The sequence below is a fragment of the Pseudomonas koreensis genome (assembly GCF_012986595.1).
In the GTDB taxonomy this organism is placed as follows: domain Bacteria; phylum Pseudomonadota; class Gammaproteobacteria; order Pseudomonadales; family Pseudomonadaceae; genus Aquipseudomonas; species Aquipseudomonas koreensis.
The window spans coordinates 457,601-483,365 of the sequence record NZ_JAAQYM010000002.1; the positions used below are offsets into that span (position 1 = coordinate 457,601).

At 60.1% G+C, this 25,765-nt stretch carries 28 protein-coding genes and 1 pseudogene; 10 read left to right on the plus strand and 19 right to left on the minus strand.

The genetic code is table 11. The features are described 5' to 3' along the window. Positions 1-9 precede the first annotated feature (9 nt). The gene (locus HBN98_RS07265; protein ID WP_083368123.1) at positions 10-882 is read right to left on the minus strand and encodes a LysR family transcriptional regulator; all 873 of its coding nucleotides are present in this window, start codon (positions 880-882) and stop codon (positions 10-12) included. 119 nt (positions 883-1,001) lie between these two features. On the opposite strand from HBN98_RS07265, the gene HBN98_RS07270 reads away from it, so the two are divergent. The 3 genes from HBN98_RS07270 (at position 1,002) to HBN98_RS07280 (ending at position 3,711) form a co-directional block, all read left to right on the plus strand. After that, on the plus strand, positions 1,002-1,442 hold the full coding sequence (locus HBN98_RS07270; protein WP_064588858.1) for a PACE efflux transporter: 441 nt from the start codon (positions 1,002-1,004) through the stop codon (positions 1,440-1,442). A 126-nt stretch (positions 1,443-1,568) separates the two neighbouring features. Further along, positions 1,569-2,993 carry an MFS transporter gene (locus HBN98_RS07275; RefSeq protein WP_064588859.1) on the plus strand — a complete coding sequence of 475 codons (1,425 nt, stop codon included), beginning with the start codon at positions 1,569-1,571 and terminating at the stop codon, positions 2,991-2,993. Positions 2,994-3,150: 157 nt separating this feature from the next. Further along, positions 3,151-3,711, plus strand: coding sequence for a hypothetical protein (locus tag HBN98_RS07280; RefSeq protein ID WP_064590067.1), 561 nt, complete (start codon positions 3,151-3,153; stop codon positions 3,709-3,711). A gap of 129 nt (positions 3,712-3,840) precedes the next feature. Here the strand turns inward: HBN98_RS07280 and HBN98_RS28200 are convergent, their stop codons facing one another. The 3 genes and pseudogenes from HBN98_RS28200 to HBN98_RS07290 all read right to left on the minus strand — a co-directional run bounded on the left by HBN98_RS28200 (position 3,841) and on the right by HBN98_RS07290 (position 6,457). Further along, positions 3,841-4,380, minus strand: a complete 540-nt coding sequence (locus tag HBN98_RS28200; RefSeq protein ID WP_256214240.1) for a methyl-accepting chemotaxis protein — start codon at positions 4,378-4,380, stop codon at positions 3,841-3,843. Positions 4,381-4,383: 3 nt separating this feature from the next. Continuing rightward, a pseudogene (locus HBN98_RS28205) lies at positions 4,384-5,160 on the minus strand (PAS domain-containing protein); the annotation flags it as partial. 406 nt (positions 5,161-5,566) lie between these two features. After that, positions 5,567-6,457: a LysR family transcriptional regulator gene (locus HBN98_RS07290; RefSeq protein ID WP_083368121.1), complete on the minus strand. Its 891-nt coding sequence runs from the start codon at positions 6,455-6,457 to the stop codon at positions 5,567-5,569. Between the two features lie 99 nt (positions 6,458-6,556). Between HBN98_RS07290 and gstA the strand changes: the two genes are divergently transcribed. Continuing rightward, positions 6,557-7,150: a glutathione transferase GstA gene (gene gstA / locus HBN98_RS07295; RefSeq protein WP_083368120.1), complete on the plus strand. Its 594-nt coding sequence runs from the start codon at positions 6,557-6,559 to the stop codon at positions 7,148-7,150. 124 nt (positions 7,151-7,274) lie between these two features. Here the strand turns inward: gstA and HBN98_RS07300 are convergent, their stop codons facing one another. The 4 genes from HBN98_RS07300 to HBN98_RS07315 all read right to left on the minus strand — a co-directional run bounded on the left by HBN98_RS07300 (position 7,275) and on the right by HBN98_RS07315 (position 10,797). Beyond that, complete coding sequence (locus HBN98_RS07300; protein WP_083368119.1) at positions 7,275-8,288, minus strand: ABC transporter substrate-binding protein; 1,014 nt, start codon at positions 8,286-8,288, stop codon at positions 7,275-7,277. After that, a complete protein-coding gene (locus HBN98_RS07305) occupies positions 8,285-8,812 on the minus strand; it encodes a sigma-70 family RNA polymerase sigma factor (RefSeq protein ID WP_083368118.1) in 528 nt (175 codons plus the stop codon). The genes HBN98_RS07300 and HBN98_RS07305 overlap by 4 nt, the downstream gene beginning before the upstream one ends. Before the next feature lie 198 nt (positions 8,813-9,010). Next, the gene (locus tag HBN98_RS07310) at positions 9,011-9,802 is read right to left on the minus strand and encodes a phosphate/phosphite/phosphonate ABC transporter substrate-binding protein (RefSeq protein WP_083368117.1); all 792 of its coding nucleotides are present in this window, start codon (positions 9,800-9,802) and stop codon (positions 9,011-9,013) included. 53 nt (positions 9,803-9,855) lie between these two features. Further along, positions 9,856-10,797 (minus strand): fatty acid desaturase, encoded by a 942-nt coding sequence (locus HBN98_RS07315; RefSeq protein ID WP_083368116.1) that lies wholly within the window; start codon positions 10,795-10,797, stop codon positions 9,856-9,858. Positions 10,798-11,120: 323 nt separating this feature from the next. On the opposite strand from HBN98_RS07315, the gene HBN98_RS07320 reads away from it, so the two are divergent. Then, positions 11,121-11,528 carry a GNAT family N-acetyltransferase gene (locus tag HBN98_RS07320; RefSeq protein ID WP_064588867.1) on the plus strand — a complete coding sequence of 136 codons (408 nt, stop codon included), beginning with the start codon at positions 11,121-11,123 and terminating at the stop codon, positions 11,526-11,528. 81 nt (positions 11,529-11,609) lie between these two features. On the opposite strand, the gene def is transcribed toward HBN98_RS07320, so the two are convergent. From def to HBN98_RS07335, 3 genes are all read right to left on the minus strand, one after another. Further along, complete coding sequence (gene def / locus HBN98_RS07325; RefSeq protein ID WP_003227403.1) at positions 11,610-12,149, minus strand: peptide deformylase; 540 nt, start codon at positions 12,147-12,149, stop codon at positions 11,610-11,612. A gap of 2 nt (positions 12,150-12,151) precedes the next feature. After that, positions 12,152-13,102 carry a YihY/virulence factor BrkB family protein gene (locus HBN98_RS07330; protein ID WP_083368115.1) on the minus strand — a complete coding sequence of 317 codons (951 nt, stop codon included), beginning with the start codon at positions 13,100-13,102 and terminating at the stop codon, positions 12,152-12,154. Between the two features lie 163 nt (positions 13,103-13,265). Continuing rightward, positions 13,266-13,457: a CsbD family protein gene (locus tag HBN98_RS07335; protein ID WP_064588869.1), complete on the minus strand. Its 192-nt coding sequence runs from the start codon at positions 13,455-13,457 to the stop codon at positions 13,266-13,268. Positions 13,458-13,653: 196 nt separating this feature from the next. Here HBN98_RS07335 and HBN98_RS07340 point away from each other — a divergent pair, with 196 nt between their 5' ends. After that, entirely contained in the window at positions 13,654-14,031 is a 378-nt protein-coding gene (locus tag HBN98_RS07340; protein WP_041068691.1) for a hypothetical protein, read from the plus strand. Between the two features lie 277 nt (positions 14,032-14,308). Here HBN98_RS07340 and fadD1 read toward each other — a convergent pair whose 3' ends face one another. Both fadD1 and fadD2 read right to left on the minus strand, forming a co-directional pair. Then, entirely contained in the window at positions 14,309-16,006 is a 1,698-nt protein-coding gene (gene fadD1 / locus HBN98_RS07345) for a long-chain-fatty-acid--CoA ligase FadD1 (protein ID WP_083368114.1), read from the minus strand. 349 nt (positions 16,007-16,355) lie between these two features. Beyond that, the gene (gene fadD2, locus HBN98_RS07350; RefSeq protein WP_083368113.1) at positions 16,356-18,044 is read right to left on the minus strand and encodes a long-chain-fatty-acid--CoA ligase FadD2; all 1,689 of its coding nucleotides are present in this window, start codon (positions 18,042-18,044) and stop codon (positions 16,356-16,358) included. Between the two features lie 217 nt (positions 18,045-18,261). Between fadD2 and HBN98_RS07355 the strand changes: the two genes are divergently transcribed. Next, entirely contained in the window at positions 18,262-19,206 is a 945-nt protein-coding gene (locus tag HBN98_RS07355) for an alpha/beta hydrolase (RefSeq protein ID WP_083368112.1), read from the plus strand. A 43-nt stretch (positions 19,207-19,249) separates the two neighbouring features. Further along, positions 19,250-19,720, plus strand: a complete 471-nt coding sequence (locus HBN98_RS07360; protein ID WP_003227420.1) for a MaoC family dehydratase — start codon at positions 19,250-19,252, stop codon at positions 19,718-19,720. Between the two features lie 129 nt (positions 19,721-19,849). Here the strand turns inward: HBN98_RS07360 and HBN98_RS07365 are convergent, their stop codons facing one another. Next, positions 19,850-20,317: a ferritin-like domain-containing protein gene (locus HBN98_RS07365; protein WP_083368111.1), complete on the minus strand. Its 468-nt coding sequence runs from the start codon at positions 20,315-20,317 to the stop codon at positions 19,850-19,852. Between the two features lie 36 nt (positions 20,318-20,353). Beyond that, positions 20,354-20,521, minus strand: coding sequence for a hypothetical protein (locus tag HBN98_RS07370; protein ID WP_156792141.1), 168 nt, complete (start codon positions 20,519-20,521; stop codon positions 20,354-20,356). A 2-nt stretch (positions 20,522-20,523) separates the two neighbouring features. On the opposite strand from HBN98_RS07370, the gene HBN98_RS07375 reads away from it, so the two are divergent. After that, on the plus strand, positions 20,524-20,760 hold the full coding sequence (locus HBN98_RS07375) for a DUF3820 family protein (RefSeq protein WP_003227425.1): 237 nt from the start codon (positions 20,524-20,526) through the stop codon (positions 20,758-20,760). Positions 20,761-20,790: 30 nt separating this feature from the next. Further along, positions 20,791-21,972 carry an aminotransferase class V-fold PLP-dependent enzyme gene (locus HBN98_RS07380; protein ID WP_064588874.1) on the plus strand — a complete coding sequence of 394 codons (1,182 nt, stop codon included), beginning with the start codon at positions 20,791-20,793 and terminating at the stop codon, positions 21,970-21,972. A 5-nt stretch (positions 21,973-21,977) separates the two neighbouring features. Here HBN98_RS07380 and HBN98_RS07385 read toward each other — a convergent pair whose 3' ends face one another. The 4 genes from HBN98_RS07385 to zwf all read right to left on the minus strand — a co-directional run bounded on the left by HBN98_RS07385 (position 21,978) and on the right by zwf (position 25,726). After that, on the minus strand, positions 21,978-22,703 hold the full coding sequence (locus tag HBN98_RS07385) for an intradiol ring-cleavage dioxygenase (RefSeq protein WP_064588875.1): 726 nt from the start codon (positions 22,701-22,703) through the stop codon (positions 21,978-21,980). Between the two features lie 173 nt (positions 22,704-22,876). Beyond that, on the minus strand, positions 22,877-23,542 hold the full coding sequence (locus tag HBN98_RS07390) for a bifunctional 4-hydroxy-2-oxoglutarate aldolase/2-dehydro-3-deoxy-phosphogluconate aldolase (protein ID WP_007969324.1): 666 nt from the start codon (positions 23,540-23,542) through the stop codon (positions 22,877-22,879). 17 nt (positions 23,543-23,559) lie between these two features. Continuing rightward, positions 23,560-24,273 (minus strand): 6-phosphogluconolactonase, encoded by a 714-nt coding sequence (gene pgl, locus HBN98_RS07395; RefSeq protein ID WP_083368110.1) that lies wholly within the window; start codon positions 24,271-24,273, stop codon positions 23,560-23,562. Continuing rightward, a complete protein-coding gene (gene zwf / locus HBN98_RS07400) occupies positions 24,260-25,726 on the minus strand; it encodes a glucose-6-phosphate dehydrogenase (RefSeq protein WP_007969322.1) in 1,467 nt (488 codons plus the stop codon). Before zwf ends, pgl begins: the two co-directional genes overlap by 14 nt. Positions 25,727-25,765 lie beyond the last annotated feature (39 nt).

The window sequence follows — 25,765 nt, forward strand, 5'->3', positions numbered from 1 at the left end:
GTGTTGGGCTTAGTGACCGAGCAATTCGACGAGGGCCAACGCGCCCTTCTGCAGTGGCTGGCTCTTCAGCCACACCGCATGCACCGGCAACACCAACCCATTCTCGATGTTGCGGAAATTCAGCCGTTTCAAGCGTCCGCTGTCCAGCCACGGCTGCACCACTGACAACGGAAAATTGCCCCAGCCCAGTCCGGCCTCGACCATCTCCAGCGCCGCTTCCAGGGTGTCGGTGCGCCAGTGGGATTCGGCCACCAGCGACCGGGTTTCGCTGATCGGCAAATCCCGGCTGGCGACGACAATCTGCCGCACGTGCACCAGGTCTTCAAGAAACAGATCCTGCCCCTGCAACAACGGACTGTCCGCCGCCAGCGTGGCGATCATCCGTTCGCTGCCGACAAACTGAAAACGCTCCAGCACGTTCATGCTCAACCCGGCAAACGCCAGACAGACGCTGACGCGCCCACTGTGCAGCATCGCCAGCACGTCGTCCTGCGGTGCGGTCAGCACTTCGATGTCGAGCAGCGGATGGCGCTCGGCGATGACTTTGATCGCGGCGAGCAAGCGGCGTCGGTCGATATCCGCCACCACGCCAATCGACAGTTTGCTCTCCAGTCCCAGCGACAGCTCCACCGCGTGCACTTGCAATTGCTTGAGCTGCTCGGCAATCAGCCGTGCATGGGGCACCAGTGACAGCGCCATGGCCGTCGGCTGTGGTTCGCGATGGCTACGGTCGAACAGCGGATATCCAAGCTCCGCTTCCAGGTTGCCGATGCCCATGCTGACCGCCGACGGCACCCGACCCAGCGCCCGGGCTGCCGCGGAAAACGAGCCGCGTTCGATCACCGCAAGAAACAATTCGATGCTGTCGCTGTTGAAATTCACACCACCACCTATCACCAAAACTGAAAGCTACTGACTTTTTCTGTCACCGCTATTGAAGCTATCTTTCGCCGCCTCCGCCAGTCCCGCTGGCCATCGATTGCAAACAGAGGCAAATCCCCATGCAAGGCGTCAAACGCAAACTGGTCTACGTGTCGCTCTACGAAGTGATCGGCATGACCTTCTCCGCCCTCGGTCTGGCGCTGCTCTCCGGCACCTCGCCGGGCAGCACCGGCCCATTGGCGGTGATCATCACCACCATCGCCGTGACCTGGAACTTCATCTACACCTCGCTGTTCGAGCACTGGGAAAGCCGCCAGCAGTCGCGCACGCGTACGGTCAAACGGCGCATTGCCCACGCGGTCGGCTTTCAACTGACGCTGATCGTGTTCCTGATCCCGTTGATCGCGTGGTGGATGAACATCAGCCTGGTGCAGGCGTTTCTGCTGGATCTGGCGCTGATCATTTTCATCCCGTGCTACACGTTCGCCTTCAACTGGCTGTTCGATCGCGTCTTCGGCTTGCCGGCCTCGGCGCTGCCAGATTCGGCCGCTGCGGCATAAATCGTTAACATGTAAGCAGTTATTGCAAGAAATCGGCGGTTTTTCCGGGCAAACCGCCGATATTCACAACCCGTTAACTCCGATAGCAGGCTAAGCTTTTCCATCAATAAAAAATGGACCCGCCCCATGACTGCTCACGCCCCTGCCGCCGCGCAACGCGATGGCATTGACCCGATACGCGCCGCCGAGATTTCCGCCCGCATCGACCGCCTCCCTGCCGTCGCCACGATCTGGCGGCTGGTGGCGCTGTTGTCGATCGGCGGCTTCTTCGAGCTCTACGATTTGTTCCAGACTGCCTACATCAGCCCCGGGCTGATCCGCGACGGGATCTTTGCCACCGGCAATCAGGGCGTGTTCGGTTTCTCCGATCAGGCGGCGTTTGCTTCGGCGACCTTCCTGGGCCTGTTCCTCGGCGCCAGCCTGCTGAGCCCGTTGGCCGATCGTTTCGGTCGGCGCGCGATCTTCACCTTTGCCCTGGTCTGGTACACGGTGGCCACGGTGCTGATGGGCATTCAAAGCTCGGCACTGGGGATCATCTGCATGCGCTTTCTGGTGGGCATCGGCCTCGGTATCGAACTGGTGACCATCGACGCCTACCTCTCGGAACTGGTGCCCAAGCGCATGCGCAGTTCGGCGTTTGCCTTTGCGTTTTTCGTGCAGTTTCTGTCAGTGCCGGCGGTGGCGTTGATGTCGTGGTGGCTGGTGCCACAGGCGCCGTTCGGTGTCTCCGGCTGGCGTTGGGTGGTGCTGGCGAGTGCGGTGTTTGCGCTGTTTATCTGGTGGCTGCGCAAGCGCCTGCCGGAGTCGCCGCGCTGGCTGGCGCAGCATGGGCGGTTCGATGAAGCGAACAGGATTCTCGACGACATCGAAGTCCGCTGCGAGAAGGATCACCGTCAACCGCTGGACGCTCCGGAAGCGGTGCCCGTGGATGTCGAGGGCAAGGGCCGCTTCGCCGATATCTGGCAACCGCCGTATCGGCGTCGGGCGTTGATGCTAATCGTGTTTCACGTGTTCCAGGCGATTGGGTTTTTCGGCTTTGGCAACTGGCTGCCGGCGCTGCTGTCCGGCCAGGGCGTGAGCGTCACCCACAGCCTGATGTACGCGTTCATCATCACCCTTGCCTACCCGCTCGGGCCGTTGCTGTTCGTCAAGTTCGCCAACCGTTTCGAGAACAAATGGCAGATCGTCGGCTCGGCCCTCGGCGCCATGACTTTCGGCACCTTGTTCGCCCTACAGACCAGCGCCTTCGGCCTGATCTTCTGCGGGGTGATGATCACCTTCTGCAATGCCTGGCTGAGCTTCAGTTATCACTCGTACCAGAGCGAACTGTTCCCGACCAACATCCGCGCCCGGGCGGTGGGCTTCTGCTATTCGTTCAGCCGTTTGTCGACGGTGTTCAGCAGCCTGCTGATCGGGCTGTTTCTGGATAACTTCGGCACGCCCGGGGTGCTGGCGTTTATCGTCAGCAGCATGCTGATCGTGATGCTGACCATCGGTTATTTCGGCCCGCGCACGCGCAACCTGGCGCTGGAAAACATTGCCCATCGCTGACGTCTGCCACGGTCATCCTCTGCCGCTGGACGGCAAGGGATGACCGCTACGCCCGGCAGGCGAAATCATCAACCCATTGAAAATAAAAGACTTTCTACAAAGGCACGGTAATTGCTCCGATATGCCCGTCAGCAATTATTCATAGGTCCCCATCATGATGTTGGTCAGTGCCAAACAGCAGCAACTCATCCACCTGCCCAAGCGGCTGGCGGACGACGCGACCACGACCGCCGCTGCCGGTCTGCAGAGCGGCCTGCACGGCGCCATGCTGCAATCGCTGCAGAATCAGGCCCAGTCGCAAGCCACCGATGCGACCTCCACGGTCCAGGATTCGGCCACGCAGATCGCCACCCAACAGGTGGCTGCCGCCGCGCGTATCAGCGATAACGTCGACGAAGCCTTCGCCAAGACCCGGGTCGGTCTGCAAACCACCGATGCCACGGCCGCCGGCAGCACCACCGGCACCTCGGCCACCGATGCGTTCAAGGACTACATGAGCAAGTCGCCGGAGCAACGCCTGCGCGACAGCATCCTTCAGAGCATGGGCATCACCGAAGACGACATCAAAGCCATGCCGCCGGAGAAACAACTGGCCATCGGCAAAGAGATCGCCGAGCGTTTGCAGGACAAGATGCAGCTGGCGCAGTCGGAGAAAGCCAACGTCAATGACGTCAAGGACAGCGACAAGCTGGCGGACAAGTTTCTCGCGGCGCTTTGATCTGAAGGCTGCATGAAACCCAATGCAGCAGTGAGCCTGCTCGCGATAGCGATACATCAGTTACTTATCCAGTGACTGACGCACCGCAATCGCGAGCAGGCTCACTCCTGCAGTTGTTTGACGTAGTCGCTAGTTCAGTTGCAGCGTCGCATTGAACTGCCCGATCGCATCCACCACATGCCGTGATCCTTGCTGAATTTCCAGGATCACCTCACCCGCCTCGTTCGCCAGCTCCACCCCCAGCCCGGTGCGGCTCAGACTGGACTGCATGCTCGACACCGCACTCAGTGACAGGTCATGGTTTTTGCGCACCACTTCGACAATCTCCAGCGTCGCCTGACTGGTACGCGCGGCAAGGCTGCGCACTTCATCCGCCACCACCGCAAACCCGCGCCCGTGCTCGCCGGCCCTGGCGGCCTCGATGGCCGCGTTGAGCGCCAGCAGGTTGGTCTGGTCGGCGATGCCGCGAATGGTCTGGACGATGGTGCCGATGATGTCCGACTGTTTGCTCACCGCATCGATGCTCAGCGCCGCTTCGTTGAGGTCGCGGGAAATGTCCTGAATGATCTGCACCGTTTGCTGCACGACCTGCGAACCTTTTTGCGCGCAGGCGTCGTTTTGCACCGAGGTGCTGTGAGCCGATTCCGCAGCGTTCTGCAGCGTAGTCATCTGCTGTGTGATGTCGCTGGCGAACTTCACGACCTTGTACAAGCGGCCCTTGGTATCGAACAGCGGGTTGTACGAGGCTTCGAGATAAACCATTTGCCCGGACTTGTTCTTGCGCTCGAAACGGTGCGAGTGATATTCGCCGCGATTAAGTGACGCCCAAAATGCCTTGTACTGCGCCGATTCGGATTCGGAACGGTGACAGAACATACTGTGGTGATGGCCAACGATTTCGTTGAGCGAGTACTGCATCGTTTTCAGAAAGTTGTCGTTGGCGGTAATCACGTTACCTTCCGGGGTGAACTCGATCACCGCCATCGAGCGACTGATCGCCGCCAGCATGCTTTCTTCTTCGTGTTCCTTGTTGACCCGTGCGGTGATGTCCGACGCCACCTTGATCACACTTTTGACTTGTTTGTCGGCGCCATACACCGGCATGTAACTGGCTTCGAGCCAGATCTCCTTGCCGCTTTTGTTCAAGCGCAGAAACGTGCCGCTGATCGGCTCTCCCCGGGCCAGGTCGCGCCATAACCTGGCGTATTCCTCACTGCGGTAATACGCCTCCTCACAAAACACCCGGTGATGTTTGCCGCGCACTTCTTCGGCGCTGTAACCCATGGTCCTGCAAAAGTTTTCATTGGCATCCAGAACAATGCCTTCGGGGGTGAACTCGATCATTGCCATCGAGCGGCTGATCGCTTCGAGCTTGGCGTTGGCTTCGGTCAAGGCGCAGCTGAAACGCTCGATTTCCTGCAGGTCAGCCTTGTGATGTAGGTTGAACATGGTTGTATCACCTTCCGCGCGGTCTTTTGATTTGATGAAAGTTCAGGTCTTTCAGAATCCACCACTACGTTCCACAGAACAGGCACACGCATTCCTCCACAGGAGGAAGTTGTCAGGTGATAAATGATGTTTAATCCGAGAGTCCATGTAACGACGCTCTAATCAAGACATCCTTCTCTTGATAGCCCGCGAACGGGCCAGCCCTAACGCGTAGAAGAACTTCCATGTCAAAACAGCTCCTTGTTGGTTCAGTGTCCGGTGCCTTTGAATGCGCACTCTGGCAGCGTTGAATCACGGCTAACCGATGACGATCGACATGGTTAGTACAGCTCAGCATAGCCAGCGCAAAGCCTAGTGCAAGGCCACTAGTCGGCCAGTATCTGGCACTTTTCGCACAAGAATCGGTTCAGCGGATCGTTGCGCGAGCCGTATCCGCCACCAGATCCAACAGCGCCTGCACCGCCGGTGAAGCCGCCTGCCCCGCTGGCAGCACCAGCGAAAACACCCGTTCGATGGGTGGCGACAGGGCGATCACGCGCAGTCCCTGTCTGTCGGCCGGCAAGGTCATTTCCGGCACCAGGGTCACGCCGAGATTTTCCCGAACCAGGGTGAACGCGCTGCTCCATTCGCGCACCTCGACCCGCACATCCTGCAACGGCAATCCGGCTTCAGCGGCGAGACTGCGGGCGTGGGTCGAGCAACCGCCGGTCGCCAGCACAAACGGCAATGCCGCCAGCTCTCGCAGGCTGACGCCCTGCTCGGTTCCTCGCAGCGCGAGCGGGTGCCCCGCCGGCACCACCGCCACCCAGGCATCGCGCCCCAACGGCCCGGCATTGCGCTCGGGGGCCGGGTTGAGCACCACGCCAATGTCCACCAGACCGGCAGCCAACAGGGTTTCGACCTCGTCGTCGCTGACCTCCAGCGCCACCACTTCGATGCCTGGGTACAGCCGATTGAACTGGCGCAGCAGCGGCGGCAGAAAACTCGCCAGCACCATGGGGAAACTCGCCAGCCGGATCGTCCCGCGCAGCATTGGACGCACGCTATCGACAGTCTGGCGAATGGTTTGAAGCGCACCGAGCATGACCCGCGCCTGTTCGATCACTGGCAGGCCGATGGCGGTGGGCAGGGTCTGCCGGCTCTCGCGACTGAACAGTTGCACGCCGAGGGTTTCCTCCATCAGCGCCAGCGCCTGACTGGCGCCGGACTGCGTCATGCCGACCCGTTCGGCCGCGCGGGTGATGTTGCCGTGATCAGCCACGGCGACCACCAGCCGCCAATGCATCAGGTTCATCATGCCAGTAGCTGTCCTTATGGCTGCTTTCTGAAAGATTAATTTTACCGAGGGTGCTTCGCACTATGACACTGGCGCCAAATCCCCACCAGAGAGCTGCCGATGAAGCTGTATTACGCCCCGCAAGCCTGTTCGCTGGCGCCGCACATTGTCCTGCGCGAACTGAAGTTGCCCTTCGTACTGATTCGCGTCGACAACCGCAGCAAACGCACCGCCAGCGGCGAAGACTTCCTCGCAATCAACCCCAAGGGCTACGTCGCCGCCCTGCAACTGGACAACGGCGCGGTGCTGACCGAAGGCCCGGTGATCCTGCAGTATCTGGCGGATCTGCAACCGCTATCGGGGCTGGCTCCAGCACCCGGCAGTTTCGAACGGCTGCGTCTGCAGGAGTGGTTGAATTTCATCTCGAGCGAGATTCACGGCGGACTCGGCGCGCTGTTCGACGAGCGCCTGCCGGCCGAGGTGATCAAGGAAAAGTTGTTCAGGCGTTTTGCCGTGCTGGTGACGGCGCTGGAGCAGCACGACTATCTGCTGCCAAGCGGCTTCAGCGTGGCCGATGCGTTGCTGTTTGTGGTGCTGCGCTGGGCCGGGTTGTTTGGCATCGAACTGGCGCAGTGGCCGGCGTTGGCGCGGTTTCAAGCGCGGATTGAGCAGCGGCCGAGCGTGATGGCGGCGTTGGCGGCGGAAGCGGCGTAAGTCGGCAAATCATTCGCGAGCAGGCTCGCTCCCACAGGGATTTGTGCACGTCAAAAATCCAGTGTGGGAGCGAGCCTGCTCGCGAAGGCGTCCGTTCAAACAACGCAGATCAAACAGTTGAAACTCAAAGCCCCGCCGTCACCTTGCTCGCCACCTCCCCCGGCACCCACGCCTGCCACACCTGCGGCTGTTCGCGCAAAAACGCTTCGGCGACCTGCCGCGGTGGCTGGCGTTTTTCGCTCATTCCGGCCAGCGTGCGGTTCAGCAGATCAATCGGCAAATCGACCTTTTCAAAGAACGTCACCAGCTCCGGGTATTGCGCCTTGAACGGCGCCGACACCCCGATCGCCAGACTCGCCGGCATCGAGCGGGTGCCCTTGGGATTGGGGTTGTTGGCATCGGCCAGGGTCTTCCAGGCTTCGGCATCGAACGGCGGTTCTTCGAGCTTCACCAGTTTGAATCGACCGAGCAGCGGCGTCGGCGACCAGTAGTAGAACAGCACCGGTTTGCCACGCTTGATCGACGACGCGACCTCGGCATCCAGGGCTGCGCCGGAGCCGGTGCGGAAGTTGACGTAGCTGTCGTTCAGCGCGTAGGCCTTGAGCTTCTGGCTGTTGACGATCTCCGAGGTCCAGCCGGTCGGGCTGTTGAGGAAGCGTCCGCGGCTCGGGTCTTCCGGGTCGCGGAACACATCTTTGTAGCGCGGCAGGTCGGCCACCGATTTCAGCTCCGGGGCCAACGGTTTGATCCCGCGTTCGGGGTCGCCCTTGATCACGTATTCCGGCACCCACCAGCCTTCGGTCGCGCCTTTGACCGTATCGCCGAGGCCGAACACCTTGCCTTCAGCCGCGGCCTTGACCCACGCCGGACTGCGCCCGGCCCATTCCTCGCCGATCACCTGGATATCGTTTTTCGCCAGCGCCGCTTCCAGGCTGACGGTGCTGCCCGGCAGCGTATCGGTCGGGTAGCCGTAGCCTTTTTCGACGATCAGGCGCAGCACTTCGGTGATGAAACTGCCGCTCTCCCAGGTGATGTCACCAAAGTGGATCGGCGCGGTTTTCTCCGCCGCCGAAACAGCGCCGACGCTCAGGCTCAGCGCCAGCAGCGAACTGCCGAGCAGGATTTTGATCGATCTCATGCGGACCTCTTGTCTGTCAGGATTTGATTGGCGCTGTGGCGATCGCACAGGGCCTGGGAACGGCTCATGTAAACGCTGACCGACCGTTGCGAGATGCCCAGTTCGGCGGCGATTTGCGGGTAGGTCAGGCCATCGATCCGCGCCAGCAAAAAGGTCGAGCGGACCTTGCCGGGCAGGCGCTGCAGGCTGCGGTCGAGGCGGCTCAGGGTCTGTCTCTGCTGCGTGAGTTCTTCCGGCGACGCGGCACACTCGGCCTCGAACTGCTGCGCATAGCGCCGCGCCAGATCGGCACGCCGCCAATGCTGATAAAGCAGGCGCTGGGCGATGGTGGTGAGCAAGGCGCGGGGCTCGCGGATGGCGGTCAGTGCGGGCGCTTCGAGCAGTTGGGCGAAGGTTTCGCAGGTCAGGTCTTCAGCACTTGGCGTGTCTTGCAGTTGGCGCCGCAGGTAATTGCGCAGCCAGTGGTAGTGGGCGCGGAACAGGCCGTCAACGGTGTGGCGATGGGAGGAATCGGCGCCGGACATAGGGGCTCCTGGGTAAGGGGTCGCTGAATGTCCGGTGATCCGGTGGCGCGATCCTAGCAAGGCGCCTTATGCATTAATAATATTTATATTTCATTTTTATATTCTTTTTGGAGATATAAGAGCCAAAGATCGCAGCCTTCGGCTGCTCCTGCATTGGAATGCGGTCAACCTGTAGGAGCTGCCGAAGGCTGCGATCTTTTAGCGCAAGCGACCATAGCCCGACTCTTCCGCCTCATGTTGATAGTCGAGCACAATCTGATAATCGCTTTCGCTGGCGACCAGCACCTCAGGCAATCCCAACGTCTGTGCAACATCCGGCAGCTCACGCAACGCCTGATTCATCACCCGGCGCAATTTTTCGATCTGCTCATCAGTGGCAGTAGCGACGGTGATAAAAGGCAAGGTCGGGCTGAACGCGCTGCGCGCCACAACCCGCAATCCACTGACCTCCTGAGGGGCATATTGCGCAAGGTACGCATAGGTCACGCTGTCGATGGCTGCGAGATCGGCGCGATCTTCACGCAGCCAGCGCAGACTCTCACGGTGCGCCCCGCTGAGGCCGAGCGTGGCGAAGAACTGCCCGTCGTGCTGCAACGGCGCCAGACGCTGACGCAACAGATTCATGCCACTGTTGGAGTCGTCACTGTTGATCACCCCACGGCTGCCGCGAAAGTCCGCCAGGGTTCGGCGTGCATCGTCTGCACGACTGAGGATCAGGCTGCAGTGATTGCCGGCACTGGCGTCAGGCAGTTCGTAGCGGGGCCGCCCGACGATCCGCACCTGACCGCGCAGCAAGGTCATCAGCGGATAGCCGCAGGTTTGCGTGATAAGTAGATCGGGGGATAACCAGAGTTCGGGCAGCGACAGGCCTTCGGCATTCAGCCGCGAATGGCCGAGGTGTTCGAGGATGCGCGCGATCCACTGCTCGTTGGCCGCGTGGATGGGCTCGGGGGCGGTGTACATCAGCAGTTCGGTGAGGTGTTGGGGCATACCCGGTATCCCTGCAAATCAATAACCCTGTGGGTGCGGCGGTGTTCTTGAGATTAGTGAAAGGGGTGCTGCGGACTGTCGATCGGTTTGAACACGTTCTGCCGCCACAACTGCCCATAGCCCTGCACCAGAAACCCGCCGCTGCGCGCCACCCATTGCGCGCGGCGCATCCGGTAGGCCTTGGGCAAGTCGTACCACGCCAGCCCCGGCAAGTCGTGATGCACCAGATGAAAATTCAGGTTCAGAAACAGCCAGCGCCACGGCCAGCCGGCCTCATTGAGCACGGTGCGCTGCTCCGGTTGTGCATGCGGGCGGTGTTCATAGTAGGAGCGAATCATCGCAATCGACAGCGCCGGCACACTGATCAGCAGCAGGTAGTGCCAGACCGGCAACACGCTGAAGCGCGCGATGAACCACAGCATCAACAGGGTGAATGCGCCGTGGGTCAGCCACATCCGCCAGGCTTGGCGCTCGCCGTTCTTCAAGCGTCGCCACGCTTCGGCGGCCAGCGCCAGTAACGCCAGCGGCGCGCCAATCGCGAAACGGCCGAGCACGGTTTTGTTCAGCCAGTGCAGGCTGCGCTCGAACAGCGAACTGCCCTGCCAGCGCGACGCGGTCAGGTAACGGCTTTCCGGATCGACACCGGGCACGGTCAGGTCTTCATCGCGGTGATGCAACAGATGGCTGTCACGGTAAAGCGTGTACGGATACCACACCGCAAAGGGCGCGTAGCCGAGCAGTTTGTTGACCCCTGTCCAGCGCGTCGGATGACCGTGCAGCAACTCATGCTGCACCGACAGCCACAACACCAGAAGCGGAATCAGCACCAATGTGCTCACGCCACGGCCGAGCCACTGGCTGTTGAGCAGGATGGCGAACCAGCCGGCGTAGACGCCGATCAACAGCAACCAGGTCGGCCATTCGGTACGGGCAGTGAAACGTTGGCGCAGGGTTTCGATCTGTTGCCGATGATCGGCGTCGAAGTAATGGGACATGGCGTCGCTCGGAACGGGAATCTTCCCCTTCTGTGCAACGAGCCCGCGCAATCTTGCAGATTATTTTTCGCTGAGGCGGGAGCCCGAGAACCGGGCTCCCGAGGGACGTGATCAATGACCGAAAATATCGACCTTCTTGGCCTTCTTCTCTGCACGTTTTTCAATAGCGGTCTTGGCCGGTTTCTTCTTCGCGGCTTTCTTTGAATCCATACCTTTGGACATGATGCGTACTCCACTCACAGGGATGTAGGTTCAGGTATACACCTATCCTGCGTCGCCCGTTCTTTTATAATCGGCGCTTTGCCCGCCGCCAGTCCGATCCCATGCCCGATACCCAGTACAGCCAGCTCGACGCGTCTCTATGGCCGTTGATGAACAAGTTTTACCGCTGCCACCAATCGTCGATGAAGGCGGTGCGCGATGCGCAACTGTGGGTGGCACGGCGCGAAGAGATCGTCGCCGCGTTGTGCTTGCGGCCGGTGGCGGGCGGGTATTGGCTGACCGGGTTGTTTGTCGATCCGGGTTGCCGTGAGCAAGGGATTGCCGGGCAGTTGATCACGGCGGCGGTGCAGGATTTGCAAGAACCGGTGTGGCTGTTCTGCCATCCGGATTTGCGCGGATTCTATGAGCGGCGCGGTTTCAGCTTCGACCCTGCCCTGCCCTACGCGCTGGCCGAGCGGTTGAGCCGGTATGCGCGGAGCAAGCCGATGATTGCGATGGGGCTTGTTTGAAGATCAAAAAATCGCAGCCTGCGGCAGCCCCTGCACCGATCTCTGTAGGCGCTGCTGCAGGCTGCGATCTTTTGATTTTGCTTAATCGTCGGCTGTGGGATCGAGATCCGGGAACATCACTTCGGTAAAGCCGAACTTGCTGAAATCAGTAATGCGCGACGGATACAGACGGCCGATCAGGTGATCGCACTCGTGCTGCACCACCCGTGCATGAAAGCCCGACGCCACGCGCACGATCGGCTCGCCCTTGGGATCGAAGCCTTCGTAGCGAATCTGCTGATAACGATCCACCGCGCCACGCAGGCCGGGCACCGACAGACAGCCTTCGAAACCCTCTTCGGTCAGCGGACTCAGCGGGGTGATCAGCGGATTGATCAGGATGGTCTGCGGCACCGCTTCGGCGTCGGGGTAGCGTTCGCTGTGCTCGAAACCGAAGATCACCAATTGCAGGTCAACCCCGATCTGCGGCGCAGCCAGGCCGACGCCACCGACGCTTTCCATGGTCTGGAACATGTCATCGATCAGTTGCCACAGCTCGGGGCTGTCGAACATTTCCGGCGGTACCGGCGGGGCGATGCGCAGCAGGCGTTCGTCGCCCATTTTGAGGATTTCACGGATCATGGTCAGACTTCGTCAGTGTCCGGCTTGAGCGAGTGGTCACGCCCCAGGCCAGAGACATGTTGTTTGGGATGCTCATCGAGTTCGCCGGGGACTTTCTCGCCCTCGTCCTTGCCCTCGCTGGACATGTGTTCGATCACCGCATTCATCTCGGCACCGAGCAGCAGCACCGCCGACGAAATGTAGAAATACAGCAACAGCACGATGATCGCTCCGATGCTGCCATACATCGCGTTGTAGTTGGCGAACGTCTTGACGTAAAACGCAAAACCCAACGAAGCGACGATCCACACCACCACGGCCAGCACCGAGCCGGGGGTGATGAAACGGAATTCCTGTTTGACGTCGGGCATCACGTAGTAGATCAGTGCCACGGCGACCATCATCAGAATCACGATCACCGGCCAACGGGCAATCGTCCAGACGGTGACAATAAAGTCTTCGAGCCCTACCTGCGCAGCAATCCAGCCCATCACCTGCGGCCCGAGCACCATCAGCGCCGCGGCCACCAGCAACATGCCGGCAATGCCGATGGTGTAGAACACCGACAACGGAAAGCGCTTCCAGATCGGCCGGCCTTCGACCACATCGTAAGCGGCGTTCATCGCGCTCATCATCAGGCGCACGCCGGCAGACGCGGTGTACAGGGCGATGACGATACCGACCGAGAGCAGACCACCCTTGGACTGCTGCAACTGGTCGATCACCGGGTTGACCTGCTCCAGCGCCTGCGGCGGCAACACCAGTTCCGATTGCAGGCGCAGCCAGGTGAAGAAGTCCGGCAGGTGCAGGAAACCGATCAGGGCGATCAGAAACAGAATGAACGGAAATAGCGAGAACAGCATCTGGTAGGCCAGCGCCGAGGCGTAGGTCGACATCTCGTCGTCGACGAACTCAGTGACCGTGCGCACCATGACCCGGTGCAGGGGCAGACCTTTCATGTCTGGAAAAATCATTCGCGTCTCCTTTCGCCGCAATACAGGTTGAAGTCGTGGCGACTCAGGGGCCGTTTTTACATCACGGTAGCCTACTTGGCGACCTTCGTGGATGAGCGTCGGGTTTTGACACAAAAACGGCCATCCTTGGATGGCCGTTCCTGTGTTTCGTTCAAGGCTGGATTTACGCCTTGTCGATGGTCTTCTTCACTGCGTCTTTGGCTTTGCCGACAGCTTGCTGGGCTTCGCCTTTTTTCTCTTGAACCTTGCCTTCGGTCTGCAGCTTGGTGTTGTCGGTGGCTTTACCGACGCCTTGCTTGATGTTGCCGACGGCTTCGTTGGCCATGCCTTTTACTTTATCGCCAGTGCTACTCATGGTGTTTCTCCTTGGTGCATTGAAGAGGAAAAGTCATTACGTAAAGATTGACCGGGCGGGTTTGCCACGAGTTTCATTTATTTTTGCCGTTCATTTCGTCGTGCAATGCAGGTTGGGCTTTATGTTTGCCCCGCAAGCCCCGAGAATGCGCACCTATGGGCGCCGTGCGCCAACGATCAGATCCCGCAGGAATGTTATGAAACTCGATAAAAAGCAGGCCATTGCCCGTCGCAACCAGGAACTGGGCGGCGCTGTGCTCGGCACCAACAACTGCCACTTCGCCGAACTGAACCGCAACCGCAACATCTGGTGGTTCGACCTGCCGGTGTCGCGCCTGGCCGTCGGTCAGTACGAGTGGATTCACCTGCTGATGCACACCCCGGCCACCGACGAACTGCTGCACCTGAAAGTGCCGACGGTGTTCCTGCGGGAAAAACTCGAAGGCCTGGTGATTCGCAACGAAGGCAAGCGCAAGGCGGCGTTGAGCCTGGAGCTGAGTGCGGACAAGGATTCGTACCTGCAGGACATGCGTCCGGCGGGGACCAACGTGAATTTTGCGCCGTTCCGTCAGTAGGATTTGTACGCTAATCGTTACCACGCAGAGCGTGGGAACGATTAATCAAGAAAGCCCCACCTCACTAACAAAAAGCCCCGCATCTGCGGTAATGCTGCTCACTTAAGAAATTTTCCGTTCAATTGAAACCCGTGGCGAGGGAGCTTGCTCCCGCTGGGTCGCGAAGCGGCCCCCAAAAGAGGGACTGCTACGCAGTCCAGCGGGAGCAAGCTCCCTCGCCACAGTCACAGTGTCGGACTTAAGTGAACAGCATTACGCATCTGCGGGGCTTTTTGTTTTACGCGGCGTTCTTCGCCTTGATCTTCTTCAGCTCTTCGTCACGCAACTCGCGGCGCAGGATCTTGCCGACGTTGGTGGTCGGCAGCGCGTCGCGGAACTCCACCGAACGCGGCACCTTGTAACCGGTGACGTTGGCGCGCATGTGCTCCATGACGGTTTCCTTGGTCAGGGTCACGCCTGGCTTGGCGACGATGAAAATCTTGATCGCCTCGCCCGATTTCTCGTCCGGCACGCCGATGGCCGCGCACTGCAACACGCCCGGTAGCGTCGCCAGCACGTCTTCCAGTTCGTTCGGATAGACGTTGAAACCGGAGACCAGAATCATGTCTTTCTTGCGATCGACAATGCGCATGTAGCCATCGGGCTGGATCAGCGCGATGTCACCGGTCTTCAGCCAGCCTTCGCTGTCGAGGATCTCGTCGGTGGCTTCCTGACGCTGCCAGTAACCCTTCATCACTTGCGGGCCCTTGACGCACAGTTCGCCGATTTCGCCCATCGGCTGCTCGACACCGGCATCGTCGATGACTTTGCACAGGGTCGATGGCACCGGAATGCCGATGGTGCCGATCTGGATGTTCTGGATCGGATTGACCGTCGCCACCGGACTGGTTTCGGTCATGCCGTAACCTTCGCAGATCGAGCAACCGGTCACCGCTTTCCAGCGCTCGGCAGCGGCCAGTTGCAGGGCCATACCGCCGGACAGGGTGACTTTCAGGTTGGAGAAATCCAGCTTGCGGAAACCTTCGTTGTTGCACAGCGCCACGAACAGCGTGTTCAGGCCGACGAAACCGCTGAACTTCCACTTCGACAGTTCCTTGACCATCGCCGGCAGGTCGCGCGGGTTGCTGATCAGGATGTTGTGGTTGCCGATCAGCATCATCGCCATGCAATGAAAGGTGAACGCATAGATGTGGTACAGCGGCAGCGGCGTGATCAGGATCTCGCAGCCTTCGTTGAGGTTGGAGCCCATCAGCGCCTTGCACTGCAGCATATTGGCGACGAGGTTGCGATGGGTGAGCATCGCGCCCTTGGCCACGCCGGTGGTGCCGCCGGTGTATTGCAGCACCGCGACATCACTGCTGTGCGGATTGGCTTCGGCCACAGGCTGGCCCTGGCCCTTGCTCAGCACGTCGTTGAACTTGACGGCTTTGGGCAGGTGATAAGCCGGCACCATCTTTTTCACGTACTTGATCACGCTGTTGATCAGCAAGCGCTTGAGCGGTGGCAGCAGGTCGGCCACTTCGGTGACGATGACGTGCTTGACCCCGGTTTTCGGCACCACGGCTTCCGCCAGGTGCGCCATGTTGGCCAGGCAAACCAGGGCTTTGGCGCCGGAGTCGTTGAATTGGTGTTCCATTTCCCGCGCGGTGTACAGCGGGTTGGTGTTGACCACGATCAGCCCGGCGCGGATCGCACCGAAGACGGCGACCGGGTACTGCAGGACGTTGGGCAGTTGCACGGCGATTCGATCACCGGGCTGCAAGTCGGTATGCTGTTGCAGATACGCGGCAAACGCACCGGACAATTCGTACAGTTCACCGTAGGTGATTGTCTTGCCCAGGTTGCTGAAAGCCGGTTTGTTGGCGAAGCGTTGGCAAGATTGCTTCAACACTGCCTGAATATTCGGGTACTCGTCTGGATTGATGTCGGCAGCAATTCCAGCCGGGTATTTATCCTTCCAAAAGTCTTCGATCATGGAAGCCCACTCCTCAGCAACGCGAATTCTTCACCGCATTTGATGCGATTATTATTGGTGTGTGTTTTGTATTGGTGAATCTGGCTTTTATACAGGCCGAGAAGTCACAAAGCGCGCCGAGAGTAGCAGCTTTGCCAAGGGCCGACTAGAGCCAAAAGCGGCCTCCATGGTCACTTTAGTGACTCAAGACTTTCCAGCAGTCATTTTAGAGCAAAAATCCTATACCACCCTGAAAGCCTTGATTTACCGGGCCTTGAACGCAAAAGATCGCAGCCTTCGGCAGCTCCTACATTGGAACTCATTTCCTGTAGGAGCTACCGCAGGCTGCGATCTTTTCGCTTCCGGGTTTCTACGCGATGTCCCGCAACTCGCGCCGCAGAATCTTCCCGACCGGCGTCATCGGCAACGACTCGCGCAGCACAATGTGCTTCGGCACTTTATAGGCGGTGAAATTCTCTTTGCAGTACGCCTTGAGCTCTTCAAGGCTGACCCCGGTTTCCCGCGCCACGACGAACAGCTTCACCGCCTCGCCCGAGCGCTCGTCCGGCACGCCGATCACCGCGCAGTTGGCGACTTTCGGGTGGGCCATGACCACGTCCTCGATCTCGTTGGGGTACACGTTGAAACCGGAGACGATGATCATGTCCTTCTTGCGATCGACGATGCGCACGAAACCGTCCGGGTCGATCACGGCGATGTCACCGGACTTGAACCAGCCCTCGGCATCCAGCACTTCGGCGGTGGCTTCGGGCTTTTGCCAGTAGCCTTTCATGATCTGCGGGCCTTTGATGCACAGTTCACCGCGCTCGCCCATCGGCTGCTCGACGCCCTCGTCATCGATGACTTTGAGCAGCGTACCCGGCACCGGCAGGCCGACCGTGCCCAGGCGCGACTGGTCGCCATACGGGTTGGTGCAAGCCACTGGAGAGGTTTCGGTCAGGCCATAACCTTCGGTGATGCGGCAACCGGTGAGCTGCTCCCAGCGCTCGGCGGTGGCCTTGACCAACGCAGTACCACCGGAGTTGGTCAGCTTGAGGCTGGAGAAATCCAGGGTCTTTAAGTCCGGGTGATCCATCAGTGCGACGAACAGGGTGTTGAGCCCGAGCAGCGCCGAGAAGCGCCAGTTCTTCAGTTCCTTGATGAAGCCTGCGATGTCCCGCGGGTTGGTGATCAGCACGTTGTGGTTGCCTGAGACCATCATGCACATGCAGTTCGCGGTGAAGGCATAGATGTGGTACAGCGGCAGCGGCGCCACCATCACTTCCTGCCCTTCGCGCAACAGTGGCTGACCGTCAGGCCCCAACTGCGCGAGACACGCGCGCACCTGCTGCATGTTCGCCACGAGGTTGCCGTGGGTCAGCATCGCGCCCTTGGCCAACCCTGTGGTGCCGCCGGTGTATTGCAACACGGCGATGTCGTCGAGGCCGACCTTCAGCGGCTTGATGCCCAGGCCGCGGCCCATGCGCAGCGCAGTCTTGAACGAGATCGCCTGGGGCAGCGAGTACGCCGGGACCATTTTCTTCACTTTGCTGACCACAGTGTTGACCAGCCAGCCCTTGGCGGTGGGCATCAGGTCGCCCATCTTCGCTTCGATCACGTATTGCAGGTCCGTGTCGGGCAGCACTTCCTGGACCTTCTGCCCGAACATGTTCAGGTACACCAGCGCCCGGGCACCGGAATCCTTGAACTGGTGGCGCATCTCGCGCGCGGTGTACAGCGGGTTGGTGTTGACCACGATCAGCCCGGCGCGCAAGGCGCCGAACACGGCAATCGGATATTGCAGGACATTGGGCATCTGCACCGCGATGCGATCCCCCGGCACCAGATCGGTGTGGGCTTGCAGGTAACCGGCGAACGCCGCGCTGTAGCGCTCCAGTTCGGCGTAGGTCAGGGTCACGCCCATGTTGCTGAACGCCGGACGGTCCGCGAACTTCTTGCAGGAACGCTCAAACACCTCGATCACCGACTTGAACTCGCCCATGTCGATGTCCAGCGGTACGCCGGCGGGGCGTTTGTCATTCCAGAAATCAGGTTGCATTGTTCTTGTCCTCTTTACCTGAATCGATCCGGGAGCCGCTTTTCTGTCATTTCTGAATAGCGGAGCTTCACGGACACTAGCAGCTATGCCCAATCAGGCAAATACACACAATGTTGTAATTGATTACATGAATCTTCCTGCCGTGGCGTGGGCGAATAGGACGCGCTATACAATGCAACGATTCGGAGCAAATGCCGCTCAATGAAAAGGAACCGCCATGATCCACCACACCTTCTGGCTGGACGCGAGTGACCGCAGCCGCCTGTTCGTCAACCAGTGGCTGCCCGTCGCGCCCTTGAAAGCGCTGATCCTGCTGGCCCACGGCATGGCCGAACACAGCGCGCGTTACGAGCGGCTGGCGCAAGCGTTGTGCGCACACGGTTATGGCGTGTACGCCCCGGACCTGCGCGGCCATGGCAAAACCGCCGAACACGGGACCCAGGGGCATTTCGCCGATGACGATGGCTGGTGCAAGGTGGTGGGCGATCTGGCCAGCCTCAATCAACGCATCGGCCAGCAGCATCCCGGCGTGCCGATCATCCTGCTCGGGCACAGCATGGGCAGCTACCTCGCCCAGAGCTACCTGCTGCATCACAGCGCCAGCCTGCACGGGGCGATTCTCAGCGGTTCGAATTTTCAGCCCGTGGCGCTTTACGGCGCGGCGCGGCAGATCGCCCGTTTCGAGAAACTGCGCCAGGGTGGCAAGGGCCGCAGTGCGTTGATCGAATGGCTGTCGTTCGGCTCGTTCAACAACAAATTCAAACCGGTACGGACAGCGTTCGACTGGCTGAGCCGCGACCCGGTCGAGGTCGACCGGTACGCCAGCGACCCGCTCTGCGGCTTTCGCTGTACCAATCAATTGTGGATCGATCTGCTCGGCGGCTTGCAGCAGATCAGTAAAGCGTCCAATCTCGCGCAGATCGACCCGGGCCTGCCGCTGCTGGTGATCGGCGGTGAATGTGATCCGGTGAGCGAAGGCAAGCGTCTGACAGATCTGGCCAATGCGTTGCGCGCGGCCGGCAGCCAGAACCTGCAACTGAAGATCTACCCGCAGGCGCGGCACGAATTGTTCAATGAAACCAATCGCGATGAAGTGATTGCCGATGTGCTGACCTGGATCGACCAGGCGCTGAGCCATCGTCGCCCTCATCGCAGCGAATAATGTTTTGTGGATTCACTTTAATCCGTCACAGGAATCAAGACCGATGACCCAGGTTACCAACATCCCTTACGAAGCCCTCGAAGTCGGCCAGACCGCCAGCTACAGCAAAACTGTCGAAGAGCGCGACATTCAGCTGTTCGCCGCGATGTCGGGCGACCATAACCCGGTGCACCTGGACGCCGAGTTCGCGGCCGCCAGCATGTTCAAGGAACGCATCGCCCACGGCATGTTCAGCGGTGCCCTGATCAGCGCTGCGGTTGCCTGCGAGCTGCCTGGCCCGGGCACCATCTACATCGGCCAGCAGATGAGCTTTCAGAAGCCGGTGAAGATTGGCGACACCTTGACCGTGCGCCTGGAAATTCTTGAGAAGTTGCCAAAGTTTCGCGTACGCATCGCCACTCGCGTGTTCAACCAGCGTGATGAATTGGTCGTGGATGGCGAGGCTGAGATTCTGGCACCGCGTAAACAGCAGACCGTGACCCTGCCGACACTGCCGGCGATCAGCATTGGCTGATTGTTTTGTAGTGTGTCAGTGAGAGCTTTCACCTCTCCCTCCGGGAGAGGGCTTGGGTGAGGGGCTTCTGCTTTTTACAGACACAAAAAAACGCCAGACTAGCTGGCGTTTTTCGTAACCGGCGAACGCTTACGAGTTTGCACGAGCCTGGTTACGCAGGGCTTTCACTTGGTCGTGATTGCGTTGTACGCCGTGGTATTGGCGTTCAACCAGATCACGAATACCCACCAGTTGGTGCTTGGCGATTTTCTCGAGAGCTTCTTTGTAGGCCTTCAGTGCGTGGTCTTCACCGCGCTCGGCTTCGTTCAGCACAGCCTCTTCGTCTTTGCCGGTGAACATGGCTTTGACGTCGACCCAGCGACGGTGCAGGTCACCGCTGACGCTGGTCGAGGTTTCCGGATCACCGCCCAGTTTACGCACTTCAGCCTGCAGTTCAGCGGCGGCGGTCGCGCAATCGGCAGAACGGGTCACAAACAGGGTTTTGAGTTCTGGATGCTTGATGTCTTCAGCGCAAGTCTTGAACCCTTCCTGGCCGTCCTTGCAGGTTTCGATCAGGTCGTTGAGTACAGAGATGGCTTCTTTATTGATATCAGTCATTTTTCAATTCCTTGCGGTTGGTTGAAGATGCAAGGGTTATTGCAGTGTGCGTGCCAGCTTTTCAAAAAGATTATTTTCTTTATTTTTCAATAACTTAAAAATAAATGAACCATCTGTATCACGGTTATTTGCATGATCTGTCATTTGGCCTGCATGCAGAATGCCTGTATTTTCCAGCGTGTTTTGAATCCAGATGATTGCCACTGATGAATCCTGAAAAACTCGAACTGCTGATCACCCGTGAAATGCCCTTCGGCAAGTACAAGGGCCGGATCATTGCCGATCTGCCGGGGCCATACCTGAACTGGTTCGCCCGCGAAGGTTTCCCTCACGGCGAACTCGGCGGACTGCTGGCGCTGATGCAGGAAATCGACCATAACGGCCTGTCGGACTTGCTCGAACCGCTACGCGCCAAACACGGCAAACCTGCCCCGCGCCACTGAAAGCGCCCTCCTCCCTGAGCCGAATCGACCATGCCTGACAACACCCGCCGTGCCCGTGACGAAGCGTTCTGGCAAACCTTCGCCGATCGCTACGAAGCCCAGACCGGCCCGCTGAACCTGGAGAACGGTTACTTCGGGCGCATGTCGCGCACGGTGATCGAGGACTACCAGCGCAACATCGAGCTGATCAACACCAGCAACTCGGTGTATGTGCGCCAGCGATTCGAACAGCACGACAGCCTGGAGATTCGTGCGCAACTGGCCGAGATGATCGGCGTGCGCGCACAGAGCGTGGCCTTCACCCGCAATGCCACGGATGCCCTGCAGTCGCTGATTCGCAACTACAATCGCCTGCTGCCCAACGACCAGGTGCTGATCAGTGATCTGGAATACGACACGGTCAAAGGCGCCATGCGCTGGCTGTCGCGGCATCGCGGCGTGGACGTGATCGAGATCAACCACACTCATCCGGCGAGCTTCGACAGCCTGCTGGACACTTACCGCGAAACCTTCATCCGCTACCCGAAAATCAAGCTGATGGCCCTGACCCATGTCACCCACCGCAGCGGGCTGGTGATGCCGGTACAGGCGATTGCCGCGCTGGCGAAGCAACATGGTGTAGACATTATTCTCGACGGCGCCCACGCCCTCGGCCAGATCGAGTTCAACCTCGAAGCAATGGGCATCGCCTTCGCCGGCTTCAACCTGCACAAGTGGATCGGCGCGCCGCTGACCCTGGGCTTTCTGTACATCGCGCCGCAGCGTCTGGCCGACATCGATCCGGACATGGGCGAAATGCACTTCCCTGCCAACGATATCCGCGCACGCACGCCGTACAGCACGCCGAACATTCCAGCCCTGATGTCCCTGCCGCTGGTGTTCGAGGAGCACCGCTCGCTCGGCGGCGCTGCGGCCAAAGGCGCACGGCTCAATTATTTGCGTAACCTGTGGGTCAGCGCGGTGCGGCACCTGCCGGGGATCGAAGTCATGACCCCGGACGATCCACGCCTGTATTGCGGCATCACCTCGATGCGCTTTACCCGCCACGCCGATCAACAGGCGATGGTCGAGCGCCTGCTCAACGACTACAACCTGTTTACGGTGGTGCGCAACGGTGCGGCGAGCGGGCCGAGCATCCGTATCACGCCGGGGCTGACCACCACCGCCGCCGACATGCAGACGCTGACCCGCGCGCTCAACGAGCTGCGCTGATCCGTTCACACGGTGTATTTGTCGAAGTCCTCGGGCTTGATCTGCGATGAGGCCGCGAAGGTGTCGATGCCGATGGTCAGGTGGCCGAAATAACCGTCCTCGTGAGATTCACGGCCGATCGGCCACACGGTCAGCGTCGAGCCATCGCCGCCCATGTTCGTGAAATAGCTGTCTTCGGCGTTGTTCAGTGGCGTCGAAGCCCGCCCGCGGTAGTCCCGGGCGCTGAGTACCGAGCGCGAAACGACTTCAGGGAAATACAACTGGCCGACCCAGGCCACGTTGCGCTCCTCCAGATACTCACTGCCGGCAACGATGCGCACCGCGACATGAATGTGCAGCGCTCGACCGGCGTAGAACCCCGGATAGATCGTGGTGAATCGTGCCCGCCCCTGCTGATCGCAGAACTGGCTGCCGCGCAGATAGGTGTCGTCGTCGGTGCGAGGGATCGAGCCGATGGCCTCGGCGTCGACTTCGAGATCCGGGTTGACCCGGCTCCAACCCGAATAGGCGCCCCGTGCGTTGCAGTGCCAGATATCCACCAGCGCCCCGTTCACCGGCTCGCCGGTCATGGCGTCGACGATGGTCAGGCGCAACAGCAAGGGCAGCCCTTCGGCACCTTCGCTGATGTTGCGCCTGAGCAGCTTGGGATTGCGAAAATACGGCCCGGCGATCTGCTCCGGGGCCAGTTGATACACCGGCTTGGGTGATGCGGCTGAAGTCTCTCGTTCCATGACACGTTCTCTCTTCCATAAGATGAACGCAGATTAACGACGCGCGAGCGCTTCGGTGCGGTAACTATGTATCGCGCCATTTCCCACGGCTTTTTCCAGGCAAAAAAAAACGGTGCACCGACCAAGCGCACCGTAAAGCCGTAGAACACACAACGAAGTGTCAGGTAAAACGTTTAGTCCAACAGTGCCAGGGCCTCGGCGGTGCATTCCTGAATGCGCGCCCAGTCGCCGTTCTTGATCCATTCAGGATCGAGCATCCAGCTGCCGCCCACGCACATGACGTTTTTCAGCGCCATGTAGCTCTTGATGTTGGCCGGGCCGACGCCGCCGGTCGGGCAGAATTTCACTTCGCCGAACGGGCCGCCGAGGGCCTTGATCGCCGCCACGCCGCCGCTGACTTCCGCCGGGAACAGCTTGAAGCGGCGATAACCCAGGCCATAGCCTTCCATGATCCCGGAGGCGTTGCTGATGCCCGGCAACAGCGGAATCGGGCTGTCGACACTGGCTTCGAGCAGGTCACGGGTGATGCCCGGGGTGACGATGAATTGCGAACCCGCCGCTTCGGCCGCCGCGAGCATGTTGCGATCGAGCACGGTGCCGGCACCGGTCACCAGTTCCGGACGCTGCTCGCGCAGGATCTGGATCGCCTTGAGACCGAACTGCGAACGCAGGGTCACTTCCAGCGCTGTCAGGCCACCGGCAGCCAGAGCGTCGGCCAGCGGCAGCACGTCCTGTTCACGGGCGATGGTGATCACTGGCAGGATCCGCGCCTTGGCGCAGAGGCTGTCGATCAGGGCAACTTTGTCCGCCATGGAAACGGTCGGGGATGGGGTTGTCATAGCGGCTGTTCCTTGGCTCATGGGCACCAGTAAATCTCTAACGTAGGTTGCAGAAACGCGCGAACCGGCATGGCCGCGACGTCGTCGGATGCCAGTGCGGCATTCAGGGTGGTCAGTTTCGATTGACCGGAAATCGACAGAATCTTGTGCTTCGCCGACGCCAGCAGCGCACGGCTCATGGTCAGGCGCTGACGCGGCACACTTGGCGCCAGCATCGGCCAGCAGCGACGGCTGCCGTCCGCCTGCAAGGCTTCAGTCAGGTTCGGGCTGTCGGGGAACAGCGAAGCGGTGTGACCGTCATCGCCCATGCCCAGCACCAGCACATCAATCGGCGGCAATTCGGCCAGCAAACGGTCGGCTTGCTCGGCAGCCTGCTCGACGTTGGCCGCCGCGCTATAGAGGCTGAGGAACTGCGCCTTGGCGGCCGGGCCCTTGAGCAGATGTTGCTTGAGCAGGCCGGCGTTGCTGTCGGCGTGTTCAACTGGTACCCAGCGTTCGTCGGCGAGGGTCACGACGACCTTCGACCAGTCCAGCGCCTGCTTGGCCAGATGCTGGAAAAACGCCACCGGGCTGCGACCACCGGACACCACCAGCACTGCGTTGCCGCGTGCCGCAATGGCATCGGTCAGTTGCTTGGCTACGTTCAGTGCCAGACCTTCGGCCAACAGCACCGGGCTCTTGAATTCGTGGGCATTCACGCCCGCAGGCAGTTGCACATCAGATATCGCCATACCACGACCTCCCGTCCCGCGTGATCAATGCAATGGAGCTCATCGGCCCCCACGACCCGGCCGCATAAGGCTTGGGCGCGTCACCGGATTTTTTCCACCCGGCGATCAGCTGGTCACACCACTTCCACGCGGCTTCGATTTCATCTTTACGGACAAACAGGTTCTGATTGCCGTTCATCACTTCCAGCAACAACCGCTCGTAGGCGTCGGGGATCCGCGCGCTGCGCCAGGTGTCGGAGAAATTCAGTTGCAGCGGACCGCTGCGCAATTGCATGCCTTTGTCCAGACCTTGTTCCTTGGTCATCACGCGCAAGGAAATGCCTTCGTCCGGTTGCAGGCGGATGATCAGTTTGTTGCTGATCTGCAGGCGTTGCTCCGGCGCAAAGATGTAGTGCGACGGTTCCTTGAAGTGGATGACGATCTGCGACAGTTTCTGCGGCATGCGCTTGCCGGTCCGCAAGTAGAACGGCACACCAGCCCAGCGCCAGTTGCGGATATCGGCCCGCAGGGCGACGAAGGTTTCGGTGTCGCTCTGGGTGTTGGAATTCGGTTCTTCCAGGTAGCCCGGGACGGACTTGCCTTCGCTGTGGCCGGCGATGTACTGGCCGCGCACCACTTGCGTGGTCAGACCTTCCGGGCTGATCGGCGCCAGGGCCTTGAGCACTTTCACCTTTTCGTCACGGATGCTGTCGGCGGACAGGTCGGCCGGCGGGTCCATGGCGATCAGGCACAGCAGCTGCAGCAGGTGGTTCTGGATCATGTCACGCAGTTGGCCGGCCTTGTCGAAGTAGCCCCAACGGCCTTCGATGCCGACCTTCTCGGCCACGGTGATTTCCACGTGGGAGATGTAATTCTGGTTCCACTGGGTTTCGAACAGGCTGTTGGCGAAACGCAGGGCGATCAGGTTCTGGACAGTCTCTTTGCCCAGGTAGTGGTCGATGCGGTAGGTGCGGTTCTCCGGGAAGAACTGTGCCACGGCGTCGTTCACTTTGCGCGAGGATTCCAGATCGGAACCGATCGGCTTTTCCAGGACTACGCGGGTGTTTTCTGCCAGGCCGACTTTCGCCAGGTTTTCGCAGATCGCGCCGTACACCGCCGCCGGGGTGGCGAAGTAGGCAATCATGCGTTGCGCAGTGCCGGCAGCTTCGGCCAGCGCTACATAATCTTCAGCCTTGAGGAAGTCGACGTGCAGGTAGCTCAGGCGCGCGAGAAAGCGCTCGGCCACGGCTTCGTCCAGCTCTTTGCCGACGTAACGGCGCAATTCGGCGGCGATGAACGCCAGGTGCTGCTGCTCGGAGCCGGGTTCACGGGCCAGCGCGATGATGCGCGTGTCTTCGTGCAACAGGTCGGCGCCATCGAGGTGATACAGGGCAGGAAACAGCTTGCGCAGGGCCAGATCGCCGAGAGCGCCGAACAAGGCAAAGGTGCACGGTTCAACCGTAATCGAAGGCATGATGTTTGTTCTTTTATCAAGTTAAGCTACAAATACCTT

Bases quoted from the DNA above. Each gene is read 5' to 3' on its own strand.
- HBN98_RS07335 (WP_064588869.1), bottom strand. From the start codon at position 13,457: ATGAGTAGCACTGGCGATAAAGTAAAAGGCATGGCCAACGAAGCCGTC.
- HBN98_RS07385 (WP_064588875.1), bottom strand. From the start codon at position 22,703: ATGGAACGAGAGACTTCAGCCGCATCACCCAAGCCGGTGTATCAACTG.
- HBN98_RS28200 (WP_256214240.1), bottom strand. From the start codon at position 4,380: ATGACTACGCTGCAGAACGCTGCGGAATCGGCTCACAGCACCTCGGTG.
- HBN98_RS07380 (WP_064588874.1), top strand. From the start codon at position 20,791: ATGCCTGACAACACCCGCCGTGCCCGTGACGAAGCGTTCTGGCAAACC.
- fadD1 (WP_083368114.1), bottom strand. From the start codon at position 16,006: ATGATCGAAGACTTTTGGAAGGATAAATACCCGGCTGGAATTGCTGCC.
- HBN98_RS07360 (WP_003227420.1), top strand. From the start codon at position 19,250: ATGACCCAGGTTACCAACATCCCTTACGAAGCCCTCGAAGTCGGCCAG.
- def (WP_003227403.1), bottom strand. From the start codon at position 12,149: ATGATCCGTGAAATCCTCAAAATGGGCGACGAACGCCTGCTGCGCATC.
- HBN98_RS07305 (WP_083368118.1), bottom strand. From the start codon at position 8,812: ATGTCCGGCGCCGATTCCTCCCATCGCCACACCGTTGACGGCCTGTTC.
- fadD2 (WP_083368113.1), bottom strand. From the start codon at position 18,044: ATGCAACCTGATTTCTGGAATGACAAACGCCCCGCCGGCGTACCGCTG.
- HBN98_RS07375 (WP_003227425.1), top strand. From the start codon at position 20,524: ATGAATCCTGAAAAACTCGAACTGCTGATCACCCGTGAAATGCCCTTC.
- HBN98_RS07300 (WP_083368119.1), bottom strand. From the start codon at position 8,288: ATGAGATCGATCAAAATCCTGCTCGGCAGTTCGCTGCTGGCGCTGAGC.
- gstA (WP_083368120.1), top strand. From the start codon at position 6,557: ATGAAGCTGTATTACGCCCCGCAAGCCTGTTCGCTGGCGCCGCACATT.
- HBN98_RS07390 (WP_007969324.1), bottom strand. From the start codon at position 23,542: ATGACAACCCCATCCCCGACCGTTTCCATGGCGGACAAAGTTGCCCTG.
- HBN98_RS07275 (WP_064588859.1), top strand. From the start codon at position 1,569: ATGACTGCTCACGCCCCTGCCGCCGCGCAACGCGATGGCATTGACCCG.
- HBN98_RS07310 (WP_083368117.1), bottom strand. From the start codon at position 9,802: ATGCCCCAACACCTCACCGAACTGCTGATGTACACCGCCCCCGAGCCC.
- HBN98_RS07315 (WP_083368116.1), bottom strand. From the start codon at position 10,797: ATGTCCCATTACTTCGACGCCGATCATCGGCAACAGATCGAAACCCTG.
- HBN98_RS07280 (WP_064590067.1), top strand. From the start codon at position 3,151: ATGTTGGTCAGTGCCAAACAGCAGCAACTCATCCACCTGCCCAAGCGG.
- HBN98_RS07320 (WP_064588867.1), top strand. From the start codon at position 11,121: ATGCCCGATACCCAGTACAGCCAGCTCGACGCGTCTCTATGGCCGTTG.
- HBN98_RS07330 (WP_083368115.1), bottom strand. From the start codon at position 13,102: ATGATTTTTCCAGACATGAAAGGTCTGCCCCTGCACCGGGTCATGGTG.
- HBN98_RS07365 (WP_083368111.1), bottom strand. From the start codon at position 20,317: ATGACTGATATCAATAAAGAAGCCATCTCTGTACTCAACGACCTGATC.
- HBN98_RS07340 (WP_041068691.1), top strand. From the start codon at position 13,654: ATGAAACTCGATAAAAAGCAGGCCATTGCCCGTCGCAACCAGGAACTG.
- HBN98_RS07270 (WP_064588858.1), top strand. From the start codon at position 1,002: ATGCAAGGCGTCAAACGCAAACTGGTCTACGTGTCGCTCTACGAAGTG.
- pgl (WP_083368110.1), bottom strand. From the start codon at position 24,273: ATGGCGATATCTGATGTGCAACTGCCTGCGGGCGTGAATGCCCACGAA.
- zwf (WP_007969322.1), bottom strand. From the start codon at position 25,726: ATGCCTTCGATTACGGTTGAACCGTGCACCTTTGCCTTGTTCGGCGCT.
- HBN98_RS07290 (WP_083368121.1), bottom strand. From the start codon at position 6,457: ATGATGAACCTGATGCATTGGCGGCTGGTGGTCGCCGTGGCTGATCAC.
- HBN98_RS07355 (WP_083368112.1), top strand. From the start codon at position 18,262: ATGATCCACCACACCTTCTGGCTGGACGCGAGTGACCGCAGCCGCCTG.